Origin of the sequence: Burkholderia sp. 22PA0106, from assembly GCF_047497155.1 — a bacterium.
Lineage (GTDB): Bacteria > Pseudomonadota > Gammaproteobacteria > Burkholderiales > Burkholderiaceae > Burkholderia.
Window position 1 is genome coordinate 287194 of sequence record NZ_CP163162.1, and the last position, 18243, is coordinate 305436.

Annotated in this window: 15 protein-coding genes and 1 pseudogene; 12 read left to right on the forward strand and 4 right to left on the reverse strand. The window is 66.5% G+C overall.

The window, feature by feature from the left end:
• Positions 1–5 precede the first annotated feature (5 nt).
• Together AB4850_RS01235 and AB4850_RS01240 are read right to left on the reverse strand one after the other, a co-directional pair.
• The gene (locus AB4850_RS01235) at positions 6–290 is read right to left on the reverse strand and encodes a PAAR domain-containing protein (protein ID WP_414440810.1); all 285 of its coding nucleotides are present in this window, start codon (positions 288–290) and stop codon (positions 6–8) included.
• Complete coding sequence (locus AB4850_RS01240; protein ID WP_414440811.1) at positions 287–2788, reverse strand: type VI secretion system Vgr family protein; 2502 nt, start codon at positions 2786–2788, stop codon at positions 287–289. The genes AB4850_RS01235 and AB4850_RS01240 overlap by 4 nt, the downstream gene beginning before the upstream one ends.
• Positions 2789–3431: 643 nt before the next feature.
• Here AB4850_RS01240 and AB4850_RS01245 point away from each other — a divergent pair.
• The 11 genes and pseudogenes from AB4850_RS01245 to AB4850_RS01295 all read left to right on the forward strand — a co-directional run bounded on the left by AB4850_RS01245 (position 3432) and on the right by AB4850_RS01295 (position 14507).
• Positions 3432–4016, forward strand: a complete 585-nt coding sequence (locus tag AB4850_RS01245; protein WP_414440812.1) for an HrpB1 family type III secretion system apparatus protein — start codon at positions 3432–3434, stop codon at positions 4014–4016.
• A 31-nt stretch (positions 4017–4047) separates the two neighbouring features.
• Entirely contained in the window at positions 4048–4440 is a 393-nt protein-coding gene (locus AB4850_RS01250; RefSeq protein ID WP_414440813.1) for a type III secretion protein HrpB2, read from the forward strand.
• A gap of 47 nt (positions 4441–4487) precedes the next feature.
• On the forward strand, positions 4488–5345 hold the full coding sequence (gene sctJ / locus AB4850_RS01255) for a type III secretion system inner membrane ring lipoprotein SctJ (RefSeq protein WP_414440814.1): 858 nt from the start codon (positions 4488–4490) through the stop codon (positions 5343–5345).
• Positions 5346–5362: 17 nt separating this feature from the next.
• Positions 5363–6115: a type III secretion protein HrpB4 gene (locus AB4850_RS01260; protein WP_414440815.1), complete on the forward strand. Its 753-nt coding sequence runs from the start codon at positions 5363–5365 to the stop codon at positions 6113–6115.
• Positions 6100–6897: pseudogene (gene sctL / locus AB4850_RS01265) on the forward strand (type III secretion system stator protein SctL); the annotation flags it as partial. The gene AB4850_RS01260 and the pseudogene sctL, both read left to right, overlap by 16 nt.
• Positions 6898–7238: 341 nt before the next feature.
• Positions 7239–8594 (forward strand): type III secretion system ATPase SctN, encoded by a 1356-nt coding sequence (sctN, locus tag AB4850_RS01270; protein ID WP_414440816.1) that lies wholly within the window; start codon positions 7239–7241, stop codon positions 8592–8594.
• Positions 8591–9115 carry a type III secretion protein gene (locus AB4850_RS01275; RefSeq protein WP_414440817.1) on the forward strand — a complete coding sequence of 175 codons (525 nt, stop codon included), beginning with the start codon at positions 8591–8593 and terminating at the stop codon, positions 9113–9115. Before sctN ends, AB4850_RS01275 begins: the two co-directional genes overlap by 4 nt.
• Positions 9112–9972 (forward strand): type III secretion system export apparatus subunit SctT, encoded by an 861-nt coding sequence (gene sctT, locus AB4850_RS01280; RefSeq protein ID WP_414440818.1) that lies wholly within the window; start codon positions 9112–9114, stop codon positions 9970–9972. Before AB4850_RS01275 ends, sctT begins: the two co-directional genes overlap by 4 nt.
• Before the next feature lie 230 nt (positions 9973–10202).
• A complete protein-coding gene (locus tag AB4850_RS01285; protein WP_414440819.1) occupies positions 10203–11642 on the forward strand; it encodes a helix-turn-helix domain-containing protein in 1440 nt (479 codons plus the stop codon).
• Positions 11643–11679: 37 nt separating this feature from the next.
• On the forward strand, positions 11680–13497 hold the full coding sequence (gene sctC, locus AB4850_RS01290) for a type III secretion system outer membrane ring subunit SctC (RefSeq protein WP_414440820.1): 1818 nt from the start codon (positions 11680–11682) through the stop codon (positions 13495–13497).
• 149 nt (positions 13498–13646) lie between these two features.
• Positions 13647–14507, forward strand: coding sequence for a phage tail tip lysozyme (locus tag AB4850_RS01295; RefSeq protein WP_414440821.1), 861 nt, complete (start codon positions 13647–13649; stop codon positions 14505–14507).
• Positions 14508–14595: 88 nt separating this feature from the next.
• On the opposite strand, the gene AB4850_RS01300 is transcribed toward AB4850_RS01295, so the two are convergent.
• Together AB4850_RS01300 and AB4850_RS01305 are read right to left on the reverse strand one after the other, a co-directional pair.
• On the reverse strand, positions 14596–15615 hold the full coding sequence (locus AB4850_RS01300; RefSeq protein ID WP_414440822.1) for a winged helix-turn-helix transcriptional regulator: 1020 nt from the start codon (positions 15613–15615) through the stop codon (positions 14596–14598).
• A gap of 473 nt (positions 15616–16088) precedes the next feature.
• A complete protein-coding gene (locus AB4850_RS01305) occupies positions 16089–16739 on the reverse strand; it encodes a DUF3455 domain-containing protein (RefSeq protein ID WP_414440823.1) in 651 nt (216 codons plus the stop codon).
• 284 nt (positions 16740–17023) lie between these two features.
• On the opposite strand from AB4850_RS01305, the gene AB4850_RS01310 reads away from it, so the two are divergent.
• Positions 17024–18226: a hypothetical protein gene (locus AB4850_RS01310; RefSeq protein ID WP_414440824.1), complete on the forward strand. Its 1203-nt coding sequence runs from the start codon at positions 17024–17026 to the stop codon at positions 18224–18226.
• Positions 18227–18243: the final 17 nt, after the last annotated feature.

Below are 18243 nucleotides of genomic sequence, written 5' to 3' on the forward strand. Positions count from 1 at the left end.
TCCCGTCAATCCACGGTCCATTCGTGCTGCGAGGCAAGCAGCCGGGGCTTCGGGTTGCAGGCGCACAGGCAAAGGTCATCCTCCAGCGCCGGCATCTTGCCGTACCAGTCCTGTTCGAACCGCTCGCTGTTGCGGCCGATCCTGCCGGTGGTGCCGCAGGCCGGACAGTTCACCGGTGCACCGATATAGCCCATCCTGCGCCCGTTGTAGCCGGTGCCATCGATGCCATCGGCCACGGTCCCGAGCGCGGTGGTGCGGTCGCCTTCGTAAATATGGGCGCGGGCTCTCATCTCAGGCTCCCACCCATTCCCAATCGGTCTGTTCGGCTGGATTGACGTGAGAAAAAGTGGCCAAACGGAGACGGCGCATTCGCACCCACCTCAGGCGCACCCTCGCCCGTATTCCCCAGCGATTCCGGCCGCGGCGCGTCCGGTGCGGGCACAAAGGCCGGGTTGGTGCGCCACACTTCACACGCTGTCGTGTACGGCACGAACTGCGGTGCGAATGCCACGCCGCCCAGGTCCATCTGCGCAGGCCCAGTCCCTTTCACACCCGCCGTGCGATACAGCACGCCCCCACGCGAACCGATCTCGACGCCACCCCCGCTGATCATTACGTAAGTGCCATCCACGTTCAGGACGATTTCCTTCGTCGCCTTCACGTGAACCACGCCATTGACCGACTCGACGGACATATCCTCCTGCGACGCGAGCTGCATGCGACCACGCTGGGCCTGCGCCGCGAAATCACCCGCCGACGTAATCAGGCTCATACCCTTCTGCGAGAACATCGACACGATGTCACGAGCAGCAACGGTGAAGCGCTTGAGCGTACTGAAATGCATGCCTTTCTTCGCGGTGCCGATGACCGCGCCGTCGGCGGCAAGGTGCATCCCTTCCGCCGAAACAACACCAACAGGCCCCGGCCCCGTGACCAGAACGCCAGGCTTTTTCAGCGCCTTCAGGCCATCATCAATCGCCTGCTGCGCATCCAGATCGGCAGGCGATGCCTTCGACGCGGCGGCCGAATCCGCAAGTGATTTGCCGAACGTTTGGTGATCCTTGAACTGCGCATCCGTCTCATCCATCGCGAGCACCTTGCCGCTACCACCGGCCTGGTCATAGGCCGTCAACATCACACCGGCACCGCCGCGCCCGACCCAGTTCCCCGAAGTCCTCAGTTCCGCGCCCGCACCCCGCGCCTTCAACTCGCCGTCGGGTATGAAACCGAGATTGAGCTGCGAGCGGCCCGAATGCTCGGTGCTGAGTTCGATCCCCTGTTGGTTGTCGAAGTCATCCATCCACAGCTTGTTGCCGGATTGCGTGCGGATTTCGTTGCGCGACATACGCCGCCGCGAGGAATTGACGAGATCGGGACGCTGGCTGTTCGGCATGAAGCCCACCAGGATCGGCTTGTTCGGGTTGCCTTCGCGAAACGCCACCAGGGCTTCGTCGCCGTCCAGCGCAGGCATGTGCATGCCTGTGTGGTCCTTGCCCGAAAAGGGCTTCGCCAGCCGCAACGGAACGCTCTCCGCGCCTTTGGGCCAGTTGCCGAAGTCGCAATGAAAACGTGCGACGTACTCCCCTTTATCCGTCAGATAGGCAAATTTATATTGATCAGGAGAACAGATCGTTGCGCCGAGTGTGCCGTGTATACGGGGCCATCTGTTTTCCTCGATCGCCATCCGGTAAGGGCGCTCGGCCGGGATCGCGGTGAAGCGGTTCATGTAGCTGGCATCCCTCGCGCCGCGATGCACGACCTTCGTCACGAACATGCCCCACGTCGCGTCTTCAAGCTCCCGATTCGAACGCACGACACGGCCCGGCCTGAGTTCGAGCACGGTCGATTTGACCTTGTAGCGCACCTGTCGAACAAGCGCCGCCTCGTGCCGTAACTGCGCCTCACGCTTTGCACCTTCGGCGTCGCCGTGATGCGTGCCCCACACGTAGGGCTGGCCGATCATGGTCGGGTCGTCGTGAGCCGGCGTGCTTTCGTTGCGAAGCATTTCCCATGCGCTTGCCGGGTTGTAGTCGGCAACGACGAACGATTCCGGCACGGTGCGGGTATGCACCTTGAAGGAAAAGATGGATTCCTCGAACGTTGACAACCCGGCAGTGGGACGATCGGGCACGGTGACATGGGGCCGATCGTAGCCGTCGATATCATCGGCAATGACCAGCACCTCGCCGTGCTTGCCGGTGGTCGTGAAGCAGAACAGGCCTGCCTGTTCCATTTCCAGCCTGATATAGGCCCAATCGCCCATGTTGTATTGAAAACGGAAGTCATGCCGCGGATGCTCGCGTCTCAAACGAAGTTCAATCTGCATCCAGAAGCGGATATCGTGACGCTCGAGAATGGCCTTGATGATTTCCCACGATGTCATGTGCTGGTAGGTGACGCAATTGCTCGAACCATCGAGCATTGCAATCCACTGGCAGATCACAACGTGGTAAATACAACCATCGCGCGATTCCGATACCAGATCGAAACGCGACACAAAACCACTGAACTTGCGAATCTCGCGACCGTCCTCGGGCTGGATCGTGAACGCCGCGAACTGCCCTAATACCTTCTTTCTGCCGACTGGTTCCGCCGTCGAGATCACCGCCTTGATCCGGTAAGGCTGGCAGATCTCCTCACGCACTTCCCAAGACACGACCGATGCAACCGGCATGGGTTTCGGTTTGCCAGTCTCCCGCTCAACCGGCTGTGGCTTGCGCGGCATGAATTTCAGATGCGCCGACTGCCGTCCCGTCAGATATTTTCTCAGCCGATCGGATTCGGGCATATATGTCCTGTCAACGAAATTTTGATTTTCGGAGAAAACATTGACTCTTATTTTCGGAATCAATGTTTTTGCGTTTTGATTGTTGGAAATTTAGAAAATCTCGATGATGCCGATTTATTAATGAGCGTGAGCATACTGAAACTCTGATAAATCACTATCGATAACGGATAAATCATTGACGGAAATCTTCCAAATTTCTAGTTTAAGATTTTTCTAATTGACATCCGATCATTCGCAGAAAGAAGCCAGCCGAGGCCGTCGTGCCAATCGACTCAGCGCAGACAGGGTGGGATCGTTTCGAACGGGAAGTGGGCATCACGACACCGCTCGGCAGTATGGATTCGCTCCGGCGCGTCGGTGGACCGGGTGGGCGGCAACAGAGTGAGGGACGGGTTTCGCTGGCGATAGGGGAAAAGCATCGGGCACTCATTTCGAAGATGACTTCAGCAATTCCTCGGTACCCCGGGTAAATTGGGGCTGGATTCCCGGGCCGCCGCACCGAACCCCCTCCCACCCAGGCTTCGCTTTCGCTGCGCTGCCTTCGCATCGCCGCCCGCACGCGCCACGGCCGGTTGCTAAGGTTCGATGGTGCGTCCGATCGACCCCGAGCGTGGCGCGAAGAATTCCGCCAGGAGAATGCGCGATGACCAACGCCACACCCGATTACCTGAATTGCAGCCCGGAGATCGTCGGAGGACTGATCGAAACGGCTTCGGATGCGCTGCTGCAGACCTTCCCGAAGGTGTCGGTCGATCCGTACGACATCGAACTGATGCTCGACGCGCTGCGCGTGCTGCGCCCGAAGGTGCCCGAGATCCAGATGCTCGACGGCATCCTGCACATGGTCCGCAACCATTGGGACGACGCGATCCTGGTGCTGCGCGAAGTCAGCGAGAGCGCGCCGCGCTTCGCCTACGCGAAGGCGCTGCTGGCGTTCTGTCTGTCGACCAAGGGCGACGGCGACTGGAAGCTGATCGCCAACGAAGTGCTCGAGACCAACCCGACGCGCGACACGGTTTCGCTCGTGAAGGCGCTGCACGCCCGCGAGGAATTGCTCGGCGCGGTGCAAGCCAGCCGCAACGGCAGCGCGTTCGTGCCGCCGGCCTCGATCGAGGAGCTCAACGACGAGCTCGCGAATCGCGGCGATCACCCCGATACGCATGCCCCGATCGCCGCGCCGGCCGCGGGCATCGAATCCCTGCCGTTCGGCGTCGCGCTGCGCGCGTGAGCGTCGCCGGTTCGTCTGACGGAGGACGACTATGACTGCAATCGATCATTCCGCGGCGCTGCGCGCCTCGCTCGAAGCCCTGAACAAGCCGGAGGCGGCAGGGGGCGGCACCTCGCCCGCCGCCGCCGACAAGTTCAAGGCGATGATGGACAAGCCGTCGATGGCGCCGCCACACGCGGCCCAGAGCCCGTCGATGGAAGTCGCCTCGAAGCTGGTGGCCGCGCAGGACGCCGAGTTGCAGCGCAGCGTGACCGACGCCGCCCAGTTCATGCAGCAAGCCCCCGAGATGAACCTCAACGAGATCAACGCGGGCTCGATTCGCCTGACCTACGAGCTGGCCGCCACGCAGCTCGACATGGAAGCGAAGATGGGCGTCGTGAACTCGTCGAAGTCGTCGATCGAAACGCTGATGAAGAACCAGTGACACGCGGCGCCCGCGGGCGCCGTGCGGTCCGCCGCGAGACTTACCCCATGCCACAGACTCGGTCAGGATGGCGGCGTACGGCCGTCGCGGGCGCGTTCGCGCTCTGCGCGCTGCTCGCCGGTTGCAAGAAGGAACTGTACGGAAACCTGTCCGAGCAGGACGTCAACGAGATGGTCGTGGCGCTGCTCGAGAACGGCGTGGACGCCTCGAAGGACACGCCCGACGGCGGCAAGACCTGGACGCTCGACGTCGACGAGAACCAGATGGTGCGCGCCATGGAAGCGCTGCGCTCGCGCGGCCTGCCCAAGAGCCGCTACGACAATCTCGGCGACCTGTTCAAGAAGGACGGCCTGGTTTCCACGCCGACCGAGGAACGGGTGCGCTTCATCTACGGCATGTCGCAGGAGCTGTCGTCCACGCTCTCGAAGATCGACGGCGTGCTGGTGGCGCGCGTGCAGATCGTGCTGCCGAACAACGATCCGCTCGCGCAGACGATGAAGCCGTCGTCGGCGGCGGTGTTCATCAAGTACCGCCCGAATTCCGACGTGGGCGCGCTGGTGCCGCAGATCAAGACCCTGGTGATGCACAGCGTCGAAGGCCTGACCTACGACCAGGTCAGCGTGACGGCGGTGCAGGCCGATCCGTCGGACCTCGCGCGCCAGCCGCAGCCGCCGCAGGGCGGCGCGCCGCTGGTGTGGATTGTCAGCGGCATCGCCGGCGCGGTGCTGATTCTCGCGGCGGGCCTGCTGATCGTGCTGCGCCGCAAGCTGCCGCACGGCTCGGACAGCTCGGGCGGCGTGAACGGCGGCGGTGGCGGCGCCGAGGCGGGCGATGGCGCCGCCACCGGCCTGCGCGGGCGGCTCGGTGCGCTCGGCGCGCGCCTGCGTCCGCGCCCGGCCAACTGAGCGCGCGCCCCGCACGCATGGATTCCCCCGCGTTCTATCCACCGCAACGCGTGGCCGCCGCACTGAGCGGCTATCGCGACAACCTCGACACGGCCGCGCTGTGGGCCGACCCGTCGTGGTCGTCGCTGCCCGACAACGGCTGGCGCGATGCGCTCGCGCGCGCCTCGTCGGCCGCGCGCCGCGCCTGCTCGCAGGCGATGGCGCGTGCGGCCGGGGTGCGCGAGCCGCCGTTCGGCGCGTTCGCCACGCCCGCCGTGCTCGGCCTGGCCGGCCACGGCGTGCCGGCCGCCTCGCCCAAACCGAATCTCGCGCTGCTCGACGCGCTGCCGATCGCGCAGTCGCTCGCCGTGCTGCGCATGCGTTCGCTGTCGTTTCGCCGGGTCGAGGTGCGCCGGCTGATCGACAAGCACACGCGCTCGCGCCTGGCCGAATGGACCGGCGTGCATCCCGACGCGATCGCGCAGGATGCGCATGCCGCCGACGCGCCCGACGTGGCGCATCTCTCGATGAAAACCGGCCTGCCGCCGCTGGCCCGGCTCGACGCCATCGACATGGCCGCCGAAGGCTGGCTGCTGTTCGTGCGCGACGCGGGCGGCCTGAACGGCCCCGGCGAGGCGCGCGCGCCGTCGCTCACGCGCCTGGCGCTGCCGCGTGCGCTGACGCCGCCGGCCTCGTTGCCGGCCGCCAGCGGGCTCGATGCGGCCGGCTCGATCCGGCTGCTGGCCCGGATGCCCGAACTGCTGCCGGAGGTTGCATGGCTATTTGGTTGAGCCGTCCGCGCGACGCGCACCACCAACCCGACGACGACACCCCGCGCGCCCGGCTCGGCGCGGCCGGCGACGTGCTGCCGCGCGAGCTGTTCGGCTCGCTGGTGTCGCTCGACGACGCCTACGCGGCGCTCGCCGACGACCGCGCCGCGCTGATCGAGGCCGCGCGCCACGAAGCGCTCGGCATCGTCGAAGCCGGCCACGCCGAGGCCGAGGCGATCCTGGCCGCCGCGCGCCGCGAACGCGACGAAGCTGCGCGGCTCGGCTATCGCGACGGCTACGACCGCGCGCTCGGCGACTGGATGGACCGCCTGGCCGACGTCGCCAACGCGCAGAACCAGCTTCAGGTGCGCATGCGCGAACGGCTGGCCGATATCGTCGCGTCGGCGGTGGAGCAGATCGTGCGCACCGAGAACCGCGAGGCGCTGTTCGAGCGCGCGCTGGCCTCGGTCGAGCGGATCGTCGATGGCGCGACCTATCTGCGCGTGGCCGTGCATCCGGACGATCTCGACAGCGCCAAGGACACGTTCGATCGCCTCGCCACGCGCTGGCGCGAGCTGGGCCGCCCGATCCCGATGTCGGTGGTGGGCGACAAGCGGCTCGCGCCGGGAAGTTGTGTCTGCGAATCGGATTTCGGCGCGGTGGACGCGAGCCTCGACACGCAATTGCGCGCGATGCACGGCGCGGTGTCGCGTGCGCTCAAGCGCACGCTGGTGGAGGCCGAGCAGGACATGGCGCAGGACGCCGCCGACGCCGAGGCGGCGCAGGGCGAGATGGTGGCCAGCTATGCGCAGGAGGCCGAACTGGCCGCGCACGAGGCGTATCCGGTCGCGCCGCCGGCCGCGCAGGACCCTTATGCGGCTCAAGATCCCTATGCGGCTCAAGATCCCCATGCCGCCGCGCCGCAAGATCCCTATGCGCATCCCGATCCCTACGCCCACCCCGACCCCTACGCCGCGCAGCCCGCCCACGATCCGTACGCGGCCGGCGACGCTGTGCAGTACGAAACATCGGAGCACGAAGCGCATCCCGACGAAGCCGCGCACCATGCCGAGCCGCAGCAAGGCGACTATGACGCTGCCCCCGCCCCCGAACTGACCGTCAACCTTCGCCACGGAGGCCCCCGGTGAGAAACGTCTCCTGGCTCGAACGCACCGACGATTTCGAGCGCCTGACCGACGCGATCGAGCGCGAGATCCTCGCGGTGCCGGCCGTCGCGCGCACCGGCAAGGTCATGGAAGTGGTGGGCACCGTGATCAAGGTGTCCGGCCTCGACGTCACGCTCGGCGAGCTGTGCGAATTGCGCTCGCCCGAGGGCGAACTGTTGCAGCGCGCCGAGGTGGTGGGCTTCACGCGCGACGTGGCGCTGCTCTCGCCGTTCGCGCGGCTGGAGAACGTGTCGCGCGCCACGCAGGTGATCGGCCTGGGCCGGCCGCTGTCGATCCAGGTGGGCGACCAGTTGCTGGGCCGCGTGCTCGATGGCCTGGGCGACCCGATCGACGGCGGGCCGCCGCTCGATTCCGACGACTGGCGGCCCGTGATCGCGCAGCCGCCCGACCCGATGACGCGCCGCATGGTCGACACGCCGATGCCGACCGGCGTGCGCGTGGTGGACGCCATGATGACGCTCGGCGAAGGCCAGCGGATGGGCATCTTCGCGCCGGCCGGCGTCGGCAAATCGACGCTGATGGGCATGTTCGCGCGCGGCGCCGCCTGCGACATCAACGTGATCGCGCTGATCGGCGAACGGGGCCGCGAAGTGCGTGAATTCATCGAATTGATTCTCGGCCCGGACGGCATGGCGCGCTCGGTGGTGGTGTGCGCCACGTCCGACCGCTCGTCGATGGAGCGCGCCAAGGCCGCGCACACGGCTACCGCGATCGCCGAGTATTTCCGCGACCGCGGCCTGCGCGTGCTGCTGATGATGGATTCGCTGACGCGTTTCGCGCGCGCCGGCCGCGAGATCGGCCTGGCCGCCGGCGAACCGCCGGCGCGGCGCGGCTTCCCGCCGTCGGTGTTCGCGGAGCTGCCGCGCCTGCTCGAACGCACCGGCATGGGCGAGACCGGCTCGATCACCGCCTTGTATACGGTGCTGGCCGAGGACGAAACCGGCGGCGACCCGGTGGCGGAGGAAGTGCGAGGCATTCTGGACGGCCACATGATCCTGTCGCGCGAGATCGCCGCGAAGAACCAGTACCCGGCGATCGACGTCCTCGGCAGCCTGTCGCGCGTGATGTCGCTGGTGGTGCCCGACGCGCACAATCGCGCGGCCTCGCGCGTGCGCGAACTGATGGCCAAGCATCGCGACGTGGAAGTGCTGTTGCAGGTGGGCGAGTACCAGCCCGGCCAGAACCCGCTCGCCGACGAGGCGATCGAGAAGGCCGACGCGGTTCGCGCGTTCCTGTGCCAGCGCACCAGCGATTACGCGGCCTACGACGACACCACCGCCTATCTGCACGAGCTTGCCGGAGTGAGCGCATGAGCGTGGATGCGCGCCTGAAGCGGGACCGCCGCGCGATCGCGCTGTCGCGCGCCACCGATCGCCGCCGCAAGCAGAACGAGCAGTTGCGCATGCAACTGGTCGGGCAGCGCGCGGCGCTCGCGCAGCGCGAGGACGAACATGCGCAGGCGATCGAGCGCGTCGAACAGGACGCCGCCGCCGTGCAGGCCATCGACGATCAGATCGACGCGATGATGACGGGCGCGATGCCGTTCGTGGTGGACGATTTCCAGGCCTGCAAGATCGTGCGCGGGATCGCCGTCGAGCGGCTGCGCGCGAGCGAGGAGCAGGTGGAGCAGGCCTTGCAGGCGGTGCACGCCGCGCAGCAGGAGATCGTCGAGAGCAATCGCGCGATCGCCCGCAACGTCGGCAGCATGGACGCCTGCGAGCAGCGCATCGGCGTGATGCGCCGTGTTTATCAACGCGCCGAGGACGACGCCGCCGACGACGAGGCCGAAGACGGCGTGCTGGCGCGCCGCGCACGCGACAAGGCCGCAGCATGAATCCCTCGCTGAATGTATTGCCCGACCTCACGCACCTGGTGATGGGCTACCTGACGCTGATCGGGGTGTCGTCGATCCGCCTGTTCGTGATCATGACGATCTTTCCGCCATCGGCCGACGGCGTGCTGCAAGGCCCGGTGCGCAACGCCATCGTCATTTTGTTCAGCACCTTCATCGCCTACGGGCAGCCGTTGTCGTTCGGCGAGGAACTGCACGGCGCGGCGCTGGTGGAACTGGGCTTGCGCGAAGGCATGATCGGGCTGGTGCTCGGCTTCGCGGCGTCGTCGGTGTTCTGGGTGGCCGAGTGCGCCGGCTATTACATCGACGACCTGACCGGCTACAACAGCGCGCAGGTGCAGAACCCGCTGCGCAACGAACAGGCCACGCCCACCGCCACGCTGTTGCAACAGGTGGCGACGGTGGCGTTCTGGAGCCTGGGCGGCATGAGCTTCCTGCTCGGCACGCTCTACGAATCGTATCAATGGTGGCCGCTCACGGCGCACAGCGTGGATGTGTCGAGCGTGCTCGAATCGTTCGCACTGCAGGAGACCGATTCGCTGATGCAGCAGGTCGCGAAGCTCGCCGCGCCGGCCGTGATGATTCTGTTATTGATCGACGTGGCGTTCGCGTTCGCCGCGAAGTCGGCCAGCAAGCTCGAACTGATGGGTTTGAGCCAGCCCGTGAAGGGCGCGGTGGCGGTGCTGTTGCTGGCGCTGTTCGTGGGCGTGTTCGTCGATCAGGTGCACGACCAGCTCACGCTGTCGTCGTTTACCTCGCAATTCCGCGCGTGGGCCGATGCCGCGCACGCCAGCAATACGGGCGCGGCCACGCATCCGGTCGATCCGCATGCGAAGTGATGTTGCGATGTGCGAGGTGTGCTGAGAATGTCTTGATGAAGCGAGTGAGGAAGTGACTGAGCAATCGTGAGACTCACGCGAAGCCGCGTCGCGTGGGGCGCAATTCTCAAATCGGCATCATTGCTGAAGATTGCTCAGTCAAACTGAGAGTTCGAAGATGAAGTGACGACTACATTGCTTGCATGGCGCTGCGATCCGGTGCCGCGTGCAAATGCAAGGAGAGTCGCTTCATGTTTTCGATGCTCTATTTCCCGATCGTATCCGCGCTCGCCGCTTCCGATGAAGTGGCCGGCGCCGGCAACGCAGCCCGCACCGTCGATGCGATTCTCGACGGCGAATTCGTCGCGGCCGTGCAGCAGTCGGGGCGACGCCTCGACGATTCGGCCTCGGCGGCCACCGCCCAGGAATTGCAGTGGCACGCGGATCTGCAACTCGTGCTCGGCTTCGATGCCGAAGCCGAGGATGCCTACCGCCGTGCGCAGCGCCGGATGCGTGCCTCGAAGGCCGAGATTCGCGTGGCGACCTGCCGCAATGCCGCCTGGCAGGCGCTGTTCCGTCATCGCGTGGGCACCGCGCTGGCCTGTTTCGCACGGGCCGCCGACGAAGCCGAGGCGCACCCGTCGCGCCGTCTCGAAGCGCGCATCGGCATTGCCTGCGCGCTGCATGAACTGGGCCGCACGCGTGAGGCGCTCGACGCGCTCGACGACGTGACGGTCACGCACCCGCGCTGGCGCGAGGTGGTGACGGCGCTGCGTTTCGACCTGATCGCGCAGCACGAATTGCGCAGCGCGAACGCGTTGCAGGATCACGTGTATTGGCGCTCGGCCGCGCTGGCCAGCCCGGCCGCCTACTTGCCCGCGCCGCGCGCCGGCTTCGCCGAGGCGTTGCAGGCCGCGGCCGGCGTGCGCGCGCCGTTGCTCGCCGGGCGAGTGGCCTACCTGCGCGACCTGCACAACGTGACGGGCGGCGACCGCGATGCGATCGCCAACGTGTGCGCCTACCTCGAACGTGTGCGCGATCAGGGCTTCGCCGATTATCAGCGCGCCGTGCGCCTCGAAATCGCGCTCGCCACGTTCGTGGGCGACGCGCCGCATATCGCGCAAACGATCGTCGAGCCGCTGCATCAAGGCGTGCGCGGCTCCGACACCGGCCACCGCCAGCTCGAATATCTCTACTGCGCCGCCAAGCTGCGCGAAACCCAGGGCCGCCCGCAGGAATCGCTGCAGTGGTACAGCCGCTACGCGCTGGTCGCGATGCAGTGCCTGCGCGAGGATTCGCACGTGCGCACGCCGGCGCTGGACCGCCAGCCGAAGGCCGCGCCCGACGATGTCAGCGCGCGCCTGCCGGCCAAATACCGCCGCGCCTACCGCTACGTGCTCGACAATCTCGAACGCGCCGACCTGTCGGTGCGCGAGATCGCCACGCAGATCGGCGTGACCGAACGCGCGTTGCAGAGCGCGTTCAAGAGCTGCCTCGGCCTGTCGCCGAGCGAACTGATTCGCACGCGCCGCATGGAGCGTATCCGCGAGGCGTTGATCGATCACGCCGACGCGGGCGACCAGCGCGTCCTCGAAACCGCCCGCCGCTGGGGCGTCCAAAGCCGGTCCACGCTCGTGACCGGGTATCGCAAGCAGTTCCGCGAAGCGCCGTCCGAAACGCTCGAACGCTGACGCCGGCCTTTCCCTCCATCTTCCCGAATCGACATCCATGAGAGCGAAGAAGCTTGTTGCCGCCGCGTGCCTCGCGGCGGCGCTGTCTGCCTGTCTGTCCGATGCCGCGTTCGCGGCGCCCGTGCGGTGGCGCAGTGCAACGGTCCACGTACAACTCGATGGCAAGGACCTGAAGGACGTGCTGCGCGATTTCGCGGCCAGCCAGGGTATCGCCGCCTCGATCGCGCCCAACGTGGCGGGCACCGTCACGGGCCGTTTCGACCTGTCGCCGCAGCGGTTCCTCGATACGCTGTCGTCCACCTTCGGCTTTGTCTGGTTCTATGACGGCAACGTGCTGTCGATCAGCAGTTCGAACGATGTGACGCGCCAGGTGCTGCAACTCGATCACAGCGAGATCGGCCAGTTGCGCTCGTCGCTCAAGCAGATCGGCCTCGACGATCCGCGCTTCCCGCTCACCTACGACCCGGTGTCCGGCACCGTGCTGGTCAGCGGCCCCGCGCAATACGTGCAGATGATCGCCGACGTCGCGCAGCGGCTGGACGCGAGCACCGGCCACCGCAACGGCTCGGTGATCCGCATCTACAAGCTCAAGAACGCCTGGGCCACCGACCACGACGTGCAGGTGGACGGCGCCAAGGTGACGGTGCCGGGCGTGGCCACCATCCTCGGCAACATGTACAGCGTGAAATCCGGCTCGACGGGCGGCCAGCCCAGCTCGGCGCCGAACATGCAGCGCGTGCAATCGCTCAACGACGTGTCCGGTTCGTCCACCGGCATGATGGGCAGCGGCGGCGGCAGCGGCATCCAGCCGCCGCCGTTGCCGCCGTCGATGTCGGGCTCGCAGTCGGTGGGGCAGGCCGGCCAGGCGTTCGGCGGCGCGTACGACAACAACAACGCCGGCTACACGCGGCGGCGCGGCGGTGGCGGCGGTTCGGGCGGCGACGTGGCGGTGACCGACGGCAGCGACGGCCTGCCGGTGATCCAGCCCGATCCGATCACGAACTCGGTGTTGATCCGCGATACGCCCGATCGCGTCGGCCAGTACGGCGACCTGATCCGGCAGCTCGACGTGCGGCCGAAGATCGTCGAGATCCAGGCGCACATCATCGAGATCGACGACGACACGCTGCAACAGATCGGGGTGGACTGGCGCGCGCACAACAGCCATGTCGATTTCCAGACGGGCAACGCGGCGCAGGCGCAGAACACCTACGACGGCCAGCTCAATCCGATCTTCGGCACGGTGGCGCAATCGACCAGCGGCTCGTCGAGCACCACCGGCTCGCTGGTCAACGCCACGCCGGGCGGCGCGGCGCTGTCGGCGGTGGTGGGCGGCGCGGGGCGCTACCTGCTGGCGCGCGTCACGGCGCTGCAATCCACCAACAAGACCAAGATCGACGCCTCGCCGCTGGTGGCGACGCTCGATAACGTCGAGGCCGTGATGGACAACACCACGCGCTTCTTCGTGCGGGTGCAGGGCTATACCTCGGCCGACCTGTACAGCGTCTCGACCGGCGTGTCGCTGCGCGTGCTGCCGCTGATCGTCGACGACGGCGACAAGACCCGCATCAAGCTCAGCGTGCACATCGAGGACGGCCAGTTGACCCAGCAGCAGGTGGACAACATCCCGGTGATCACGACCAGCCAGATCAACACGCAGGCGTTCGTCGGCGTGGGCGACAGCCTGCTGATCGCGGGCTACACCACCGACACGCAAACCAACGGCGTGACCGGCGTGCCGTTGCTGTCGCGCATCCCGCTGCTCGGCGCGCTGTTCCGCTATCACAGCGACGATCACTCGCACAACGAGCGCGTGTTCCTGCTGACTCCGCGCGTGATCGACGCGGGCGTCTGAAACCGGAGCCGGCGGCTGATTCCCGAGCGCGCCGGCTCGGTTCGCATATCGGTGGATCGCTTCGCACGGCGGCCGGAAGGGCCGGATGGGCACACCCTATAGTCAGACGAGTCGGCATTGCCGCCGATCATTCCGTGGGGGAGTCGTTCATGTCGTTATTCGTCAATTCCATGTCGACGCAGCCGCTCGACCCGTCGTCGCTCTGCTCGGGCGGCAGCAGCGGGTCGAACGCGGCGTCGCTGGTGAAGGTTCTGCAGCAGATCGCGCAGATGATTCAGGAAATTACCCAGGCACTGAAAATGGCCGCCTCGGCCGATCAGGACGGTTCGGGCCTGGGCGGCGGGGGCGGGGGTGGCGGAGGCGGCGGCATGCCGCAATCGCTGGCTGCTGCGCCTGGCGGCGGTGCGGGCGGTGGCGGCGGGGTGCCCGCAGCCGGTGGCGGGGGTGGCGGCGGCACGCCGGCCGTCAGCGATTCGCCGGCCGGAAGCGGTAGCGGCACGCCGGTGCAGGCCTCGGCCGGCACCACCGGCCCGAGTTCGGGCACCGACGTGTCGAGCCTCGGCGGCAGCAACGCCGACAAGATCGCGTCGTTCCTGCAGAACAACCTCGGCCTGAACAAGGACGCGGCGGCCGGCGTGCTCGGCAATCTCCAGCAGGAGAGCGGGCTCGAATCGGACATCAACCAGGGTGGTGCGCGCGGCGGCCCGTCGGCCAACAACGCCGACGACAACCAGAACGGTTACGGCCTGGCCCAATGGGGCGGCGTGCGCAAGGAAGGCCTCGAGCAATTCGCCGCATCGCAGGGCAAGCCGGCCAGCGACCTCGGCGTGCAGCTCGACTATCTTGCGAAGGAAGTGGGCGAAAAGCCGGGCCTGGTCGATGCGCTGAACAGCGCCGGTTCGCCCGACGCGGCCGCGAAGGTGTGGGATCAGCAGTTCGAGATGGCGTCGGACCCGCAGATGCAGAACCGCAACCAATACGCGGAGCAGTTCGCGAGCCAGGGGCTGTAAGCGCGACGCGCGCCGATGGAGTCTCGATGAAAAAACGGCCGGCATTTCCATGCCGGCCGTTTTGCGCTGTGCGGTGCCGCGAGCGGCGTCAGCCGTCGTTGCGCGGCAGGGAGAGCACCGGCAGGCGGATGCAGTCGGACGGCGAGCCGTCGTCGCGCATCGCCTTCGCGACCATCGTCACGCCGATATTCCACGGGTTCGCATACGACGCCCACGGCTGCGCGAGCGCGGCCGTCGCGCTGTGACGCGCGTGCACCGTCGGCCCGTTGGCCGGCGCTGCAACGTTTGCGCGATCGGCTGGAACCAGCAACGCGGACGCGCGCGTTTGCGGCGGGCAGGCCGGCGCGGCTTCCTGGTGCGTGCGCGGCGGCGCGGCGTCGAGTTCGTCGAGCAGGTCCGGCAGGCCATCGTCGGCCATCGCGAGATCGTTCGGAGAACTGTCGATCACGCCGTCGGTCTGCTCGATCCGGTAGCCGTGGGCATACATGGTGCGCAGCGCGACCCCGGCTTCGCCGGTCAATTCGAGCTTGCGGCGCAGCTTGTAGATATGTTGTTCGAGACGCCGGCCGACGATGTCTTCCGTGCTGCCCCAGATCGCGCCGGCCAATTGGCGGCGCGTGACGTATTCACCGGCACGCGAGAACAGCAGCCACGCGATCGCGAATTCGCGCGTGGTGACGCGCACGCTGCGGCCCGCGATCTGCACGGTGCTGGCCTGCTGATCGAGCGTATACGCACCGAGCGTGACGCGCTGTTCGTCGCGCGGCGCCGGTTCGGCGTCGACGCGGCGCATCGCGCGCAGCGCACGGGCGGCCAGTTCGTTGCGATCGAACGGGGCGAGCACGACGTCGTCGGCGCCGGCGTCGAACGCGCGCTCCAGGCTGTCGCGATCGGTAAACGTGCCGACCACCAGCACCGGTGCGCGGCGGCCGCCATAGAAAGTGCGGCGGGCGAAAACGGTGCGCGTGCCGTCGATGCCGGTGGCGGCGTCGACCAGAATCACGCGGTAATCGTCCCGATACAGGCCGCGCGCCAGCGCGACATCATCATCGAATTGAATGCATTCGATCGATGCGTCGAGAAAATGCTGGCGCAGTCGTTCGAACATGCTGACGTTGGGCGTTAATACGGCGAACTTCAACCTGAACCTCCTTTCCTTGTCCCGGCGTGCAATGAACCGGCAGGCTACTGGCACGGAGCGAAATTACAGGCATAGAAATTCCAGGGGTGTAACTTATTGTTAACCGTGGGAAAGAAAATGAGAGTTTTGAAGTACTAAACGTGAAGGTTTTTCGAATCGTGGAATGCGATGTTTAGTTTTTAATCTAAACAACATGTTTCTTAATGTACTTGTAAGCTTAAATCGTGTGTCTCCAGACAAGATTGTAATTTCATTGAAAGATACCTGGAAATAGGTATAAGTGGTATCGAATCGATTACATTTCAGTTTGTAAAGTTAGATGAGATTTGGTGAGTAATGCCCGGCATTACTTGAAAGGCACGCTCGAATTTCCATGTATATGCAACGGAAATGCGCAAAGAACCCCTATCGCGCTTTCATAAAGAGAACAAAAAGACCTGCTATTGAGCGAGCGGCGACGTGCGGTAGAGCTGGTAGGTCGCGAAGTACGGCACATAGAGCTGCGTACCCTCCACGCGGCAGGCGTCGCTGGCCGGAATTCCGCCTCGCGTATTCATTCTGATCACCGCGCTGATGTTCGTCATGCGGCCGCCCTGGCCGTCGCCGGCGCGCGTGCTCGCATCGATCCCGTAGCGCACCCACGGCAACGCATTGGCGTCGACGATGGTGGCCGCCAGCGTCTTGCCCACCGCGAAGCTGCCGTCATGGGCGAGGAAGTAGCGGCCCGGCGTGACCGAGCCGACGCTCTGGCCGTGCGCGTCGATCAACGTGGCTTCCGGCCCATAAGGTTGCCAACGCAACGTCTGGCCGGCCGGGCTGCCCGGCGCGCCGGGTTCGAGCGCCGTCACGCGATGACATCGATAGACCTGGTCGCCCGCCGCCGTCAGCGTCTCCTGCCACAGCTCGGCCGTGGGGCCGCGCAGCGAATCGGGCACGCCCGCATCGGGCGGACCGGGCGGCGGCGGCGTTGTGCAACCGGCGAGCGTGGCGAGCAGCGCGAGCGCGGCCGGCGCCAGGGCGCGGCGGCGCGGGTTCGCCGGGGCGAGGGCCTGCGATGCCCGGAGGCGGTCGACGAACGGAAAAGCGTGCATGGCCGCGAACGGAAAGTCGGTAAGCCCTTATCAGACAGGAAGCGGGGCGGGTACGCGCGCGGCAACCCGAAGCGTTGCGCAGCGACGCGCAGCGATCCCCCCAGGCTGCCGCGTGTCGCTGCGCATCCCTTGCTCGTGCTTCGCATTTCCGGCAGGACGTTCGGATTCCCGAAGTTTCGCGGCGCGCCCGTTGACTAACATTGGAAACGGCATAGCGCCTCCTGTGACAGGCGGCATATGACGTAAACGCAGCACGTCTACTTCGGACCCACATAGGAGGCCACATGAATTTAGCTGGCGGAATTGGAGTCAACCTGCAAAGCCCGATCACCAATGCGGGCAATGCAGCGAGCCTTTCGGCGCAGATCATGCCGATGCTGCAGCAGACCAACCAGATGGTCAGCCAACTGGCAGGCTCGGTCATGCAGCAACTGCTCGGTCAGATGCAGCAGGAACTGAAGCAGGCCCAACAACTCGCGCAGTCGCTCGGCGGCGGCGCGGGCAATGCGACCGGCGCGGGTGACGGCGCAGGTGGGGCTGGTGGTGCGGGCGCAGGCGCCGGCACGGGTGGCGCGGGCGATGTCGGTGGCGATGCCGGCGCGGGCGCGATCGGCGGCGCGGCCGGTGCGGGCGCGGCGGACGGCTCGGGCATGACGACGCAGTCGGCGGCGGGTGCGCTCGCGTCGTACATGTCGCAGAACAACATCGGCTCGATGGACCCGAACGCCCTGTATCAACTGGCGCAGAACCCGCCGGCCGGCACGCCGCCGGACGTGCAGAACGCGGCGAAGTTCATGCTGCAGAACCCGGACGTCTTCAAGGCCATCGAAACGCACGACGTGGCGGGCGCGGATGGCGTTGCCGGCCAGGGCGACATGCAATGGGCCGCGCAAGGCGGTGCCGATAACGTCGCCAGCGGTGCGGGCGGCGCAGGTGGTGCAGGCGATACGACCGGCGCGGGCGACGTCGGCGGCGATTCGACCACGGCCGGCGACGGCTCGGGCGCGGCATCGGGCGGCGCGCCGATGACGATGCAATCGGCCGCGGGCGCACTGGCTGCCTACGCGAATCAGAACGGCATGAGCACGGTCGATCCGAACGCGCTGTACCAGATGGCGATGAACCCGAAGTCCGGCGAATCGCAGGATGTGCAGAACGCCGCGAAGTTCATGTTGCAGAACCCGGATGCCTTCCAGGCCATCGAGACCAACGACGTCAAGGGCGCGGACGGCCTGTCGTCGATCGCGAACCTCGAGAAGGCCGCGCAAGGCGAGATCGCCGACCCGACGGCGGGCTCCGGCTCGACCGCTTCGGCCTCGGCCTCGCAGCCGATGGGCGGCATCTCGCCGGAAATGTTCATGCAGATGGCCGGCATGGGTGGCATGGGCGGCCTGATGGGCGGCCTCGGCGGCGGCATGGGCATGATGGGCGGCATGGGCGGCCTGCAAATGCCGAAGGCGCAGGACAGCGACGACGACAACGCGTAAGGCTCGCAGCCGGCCCG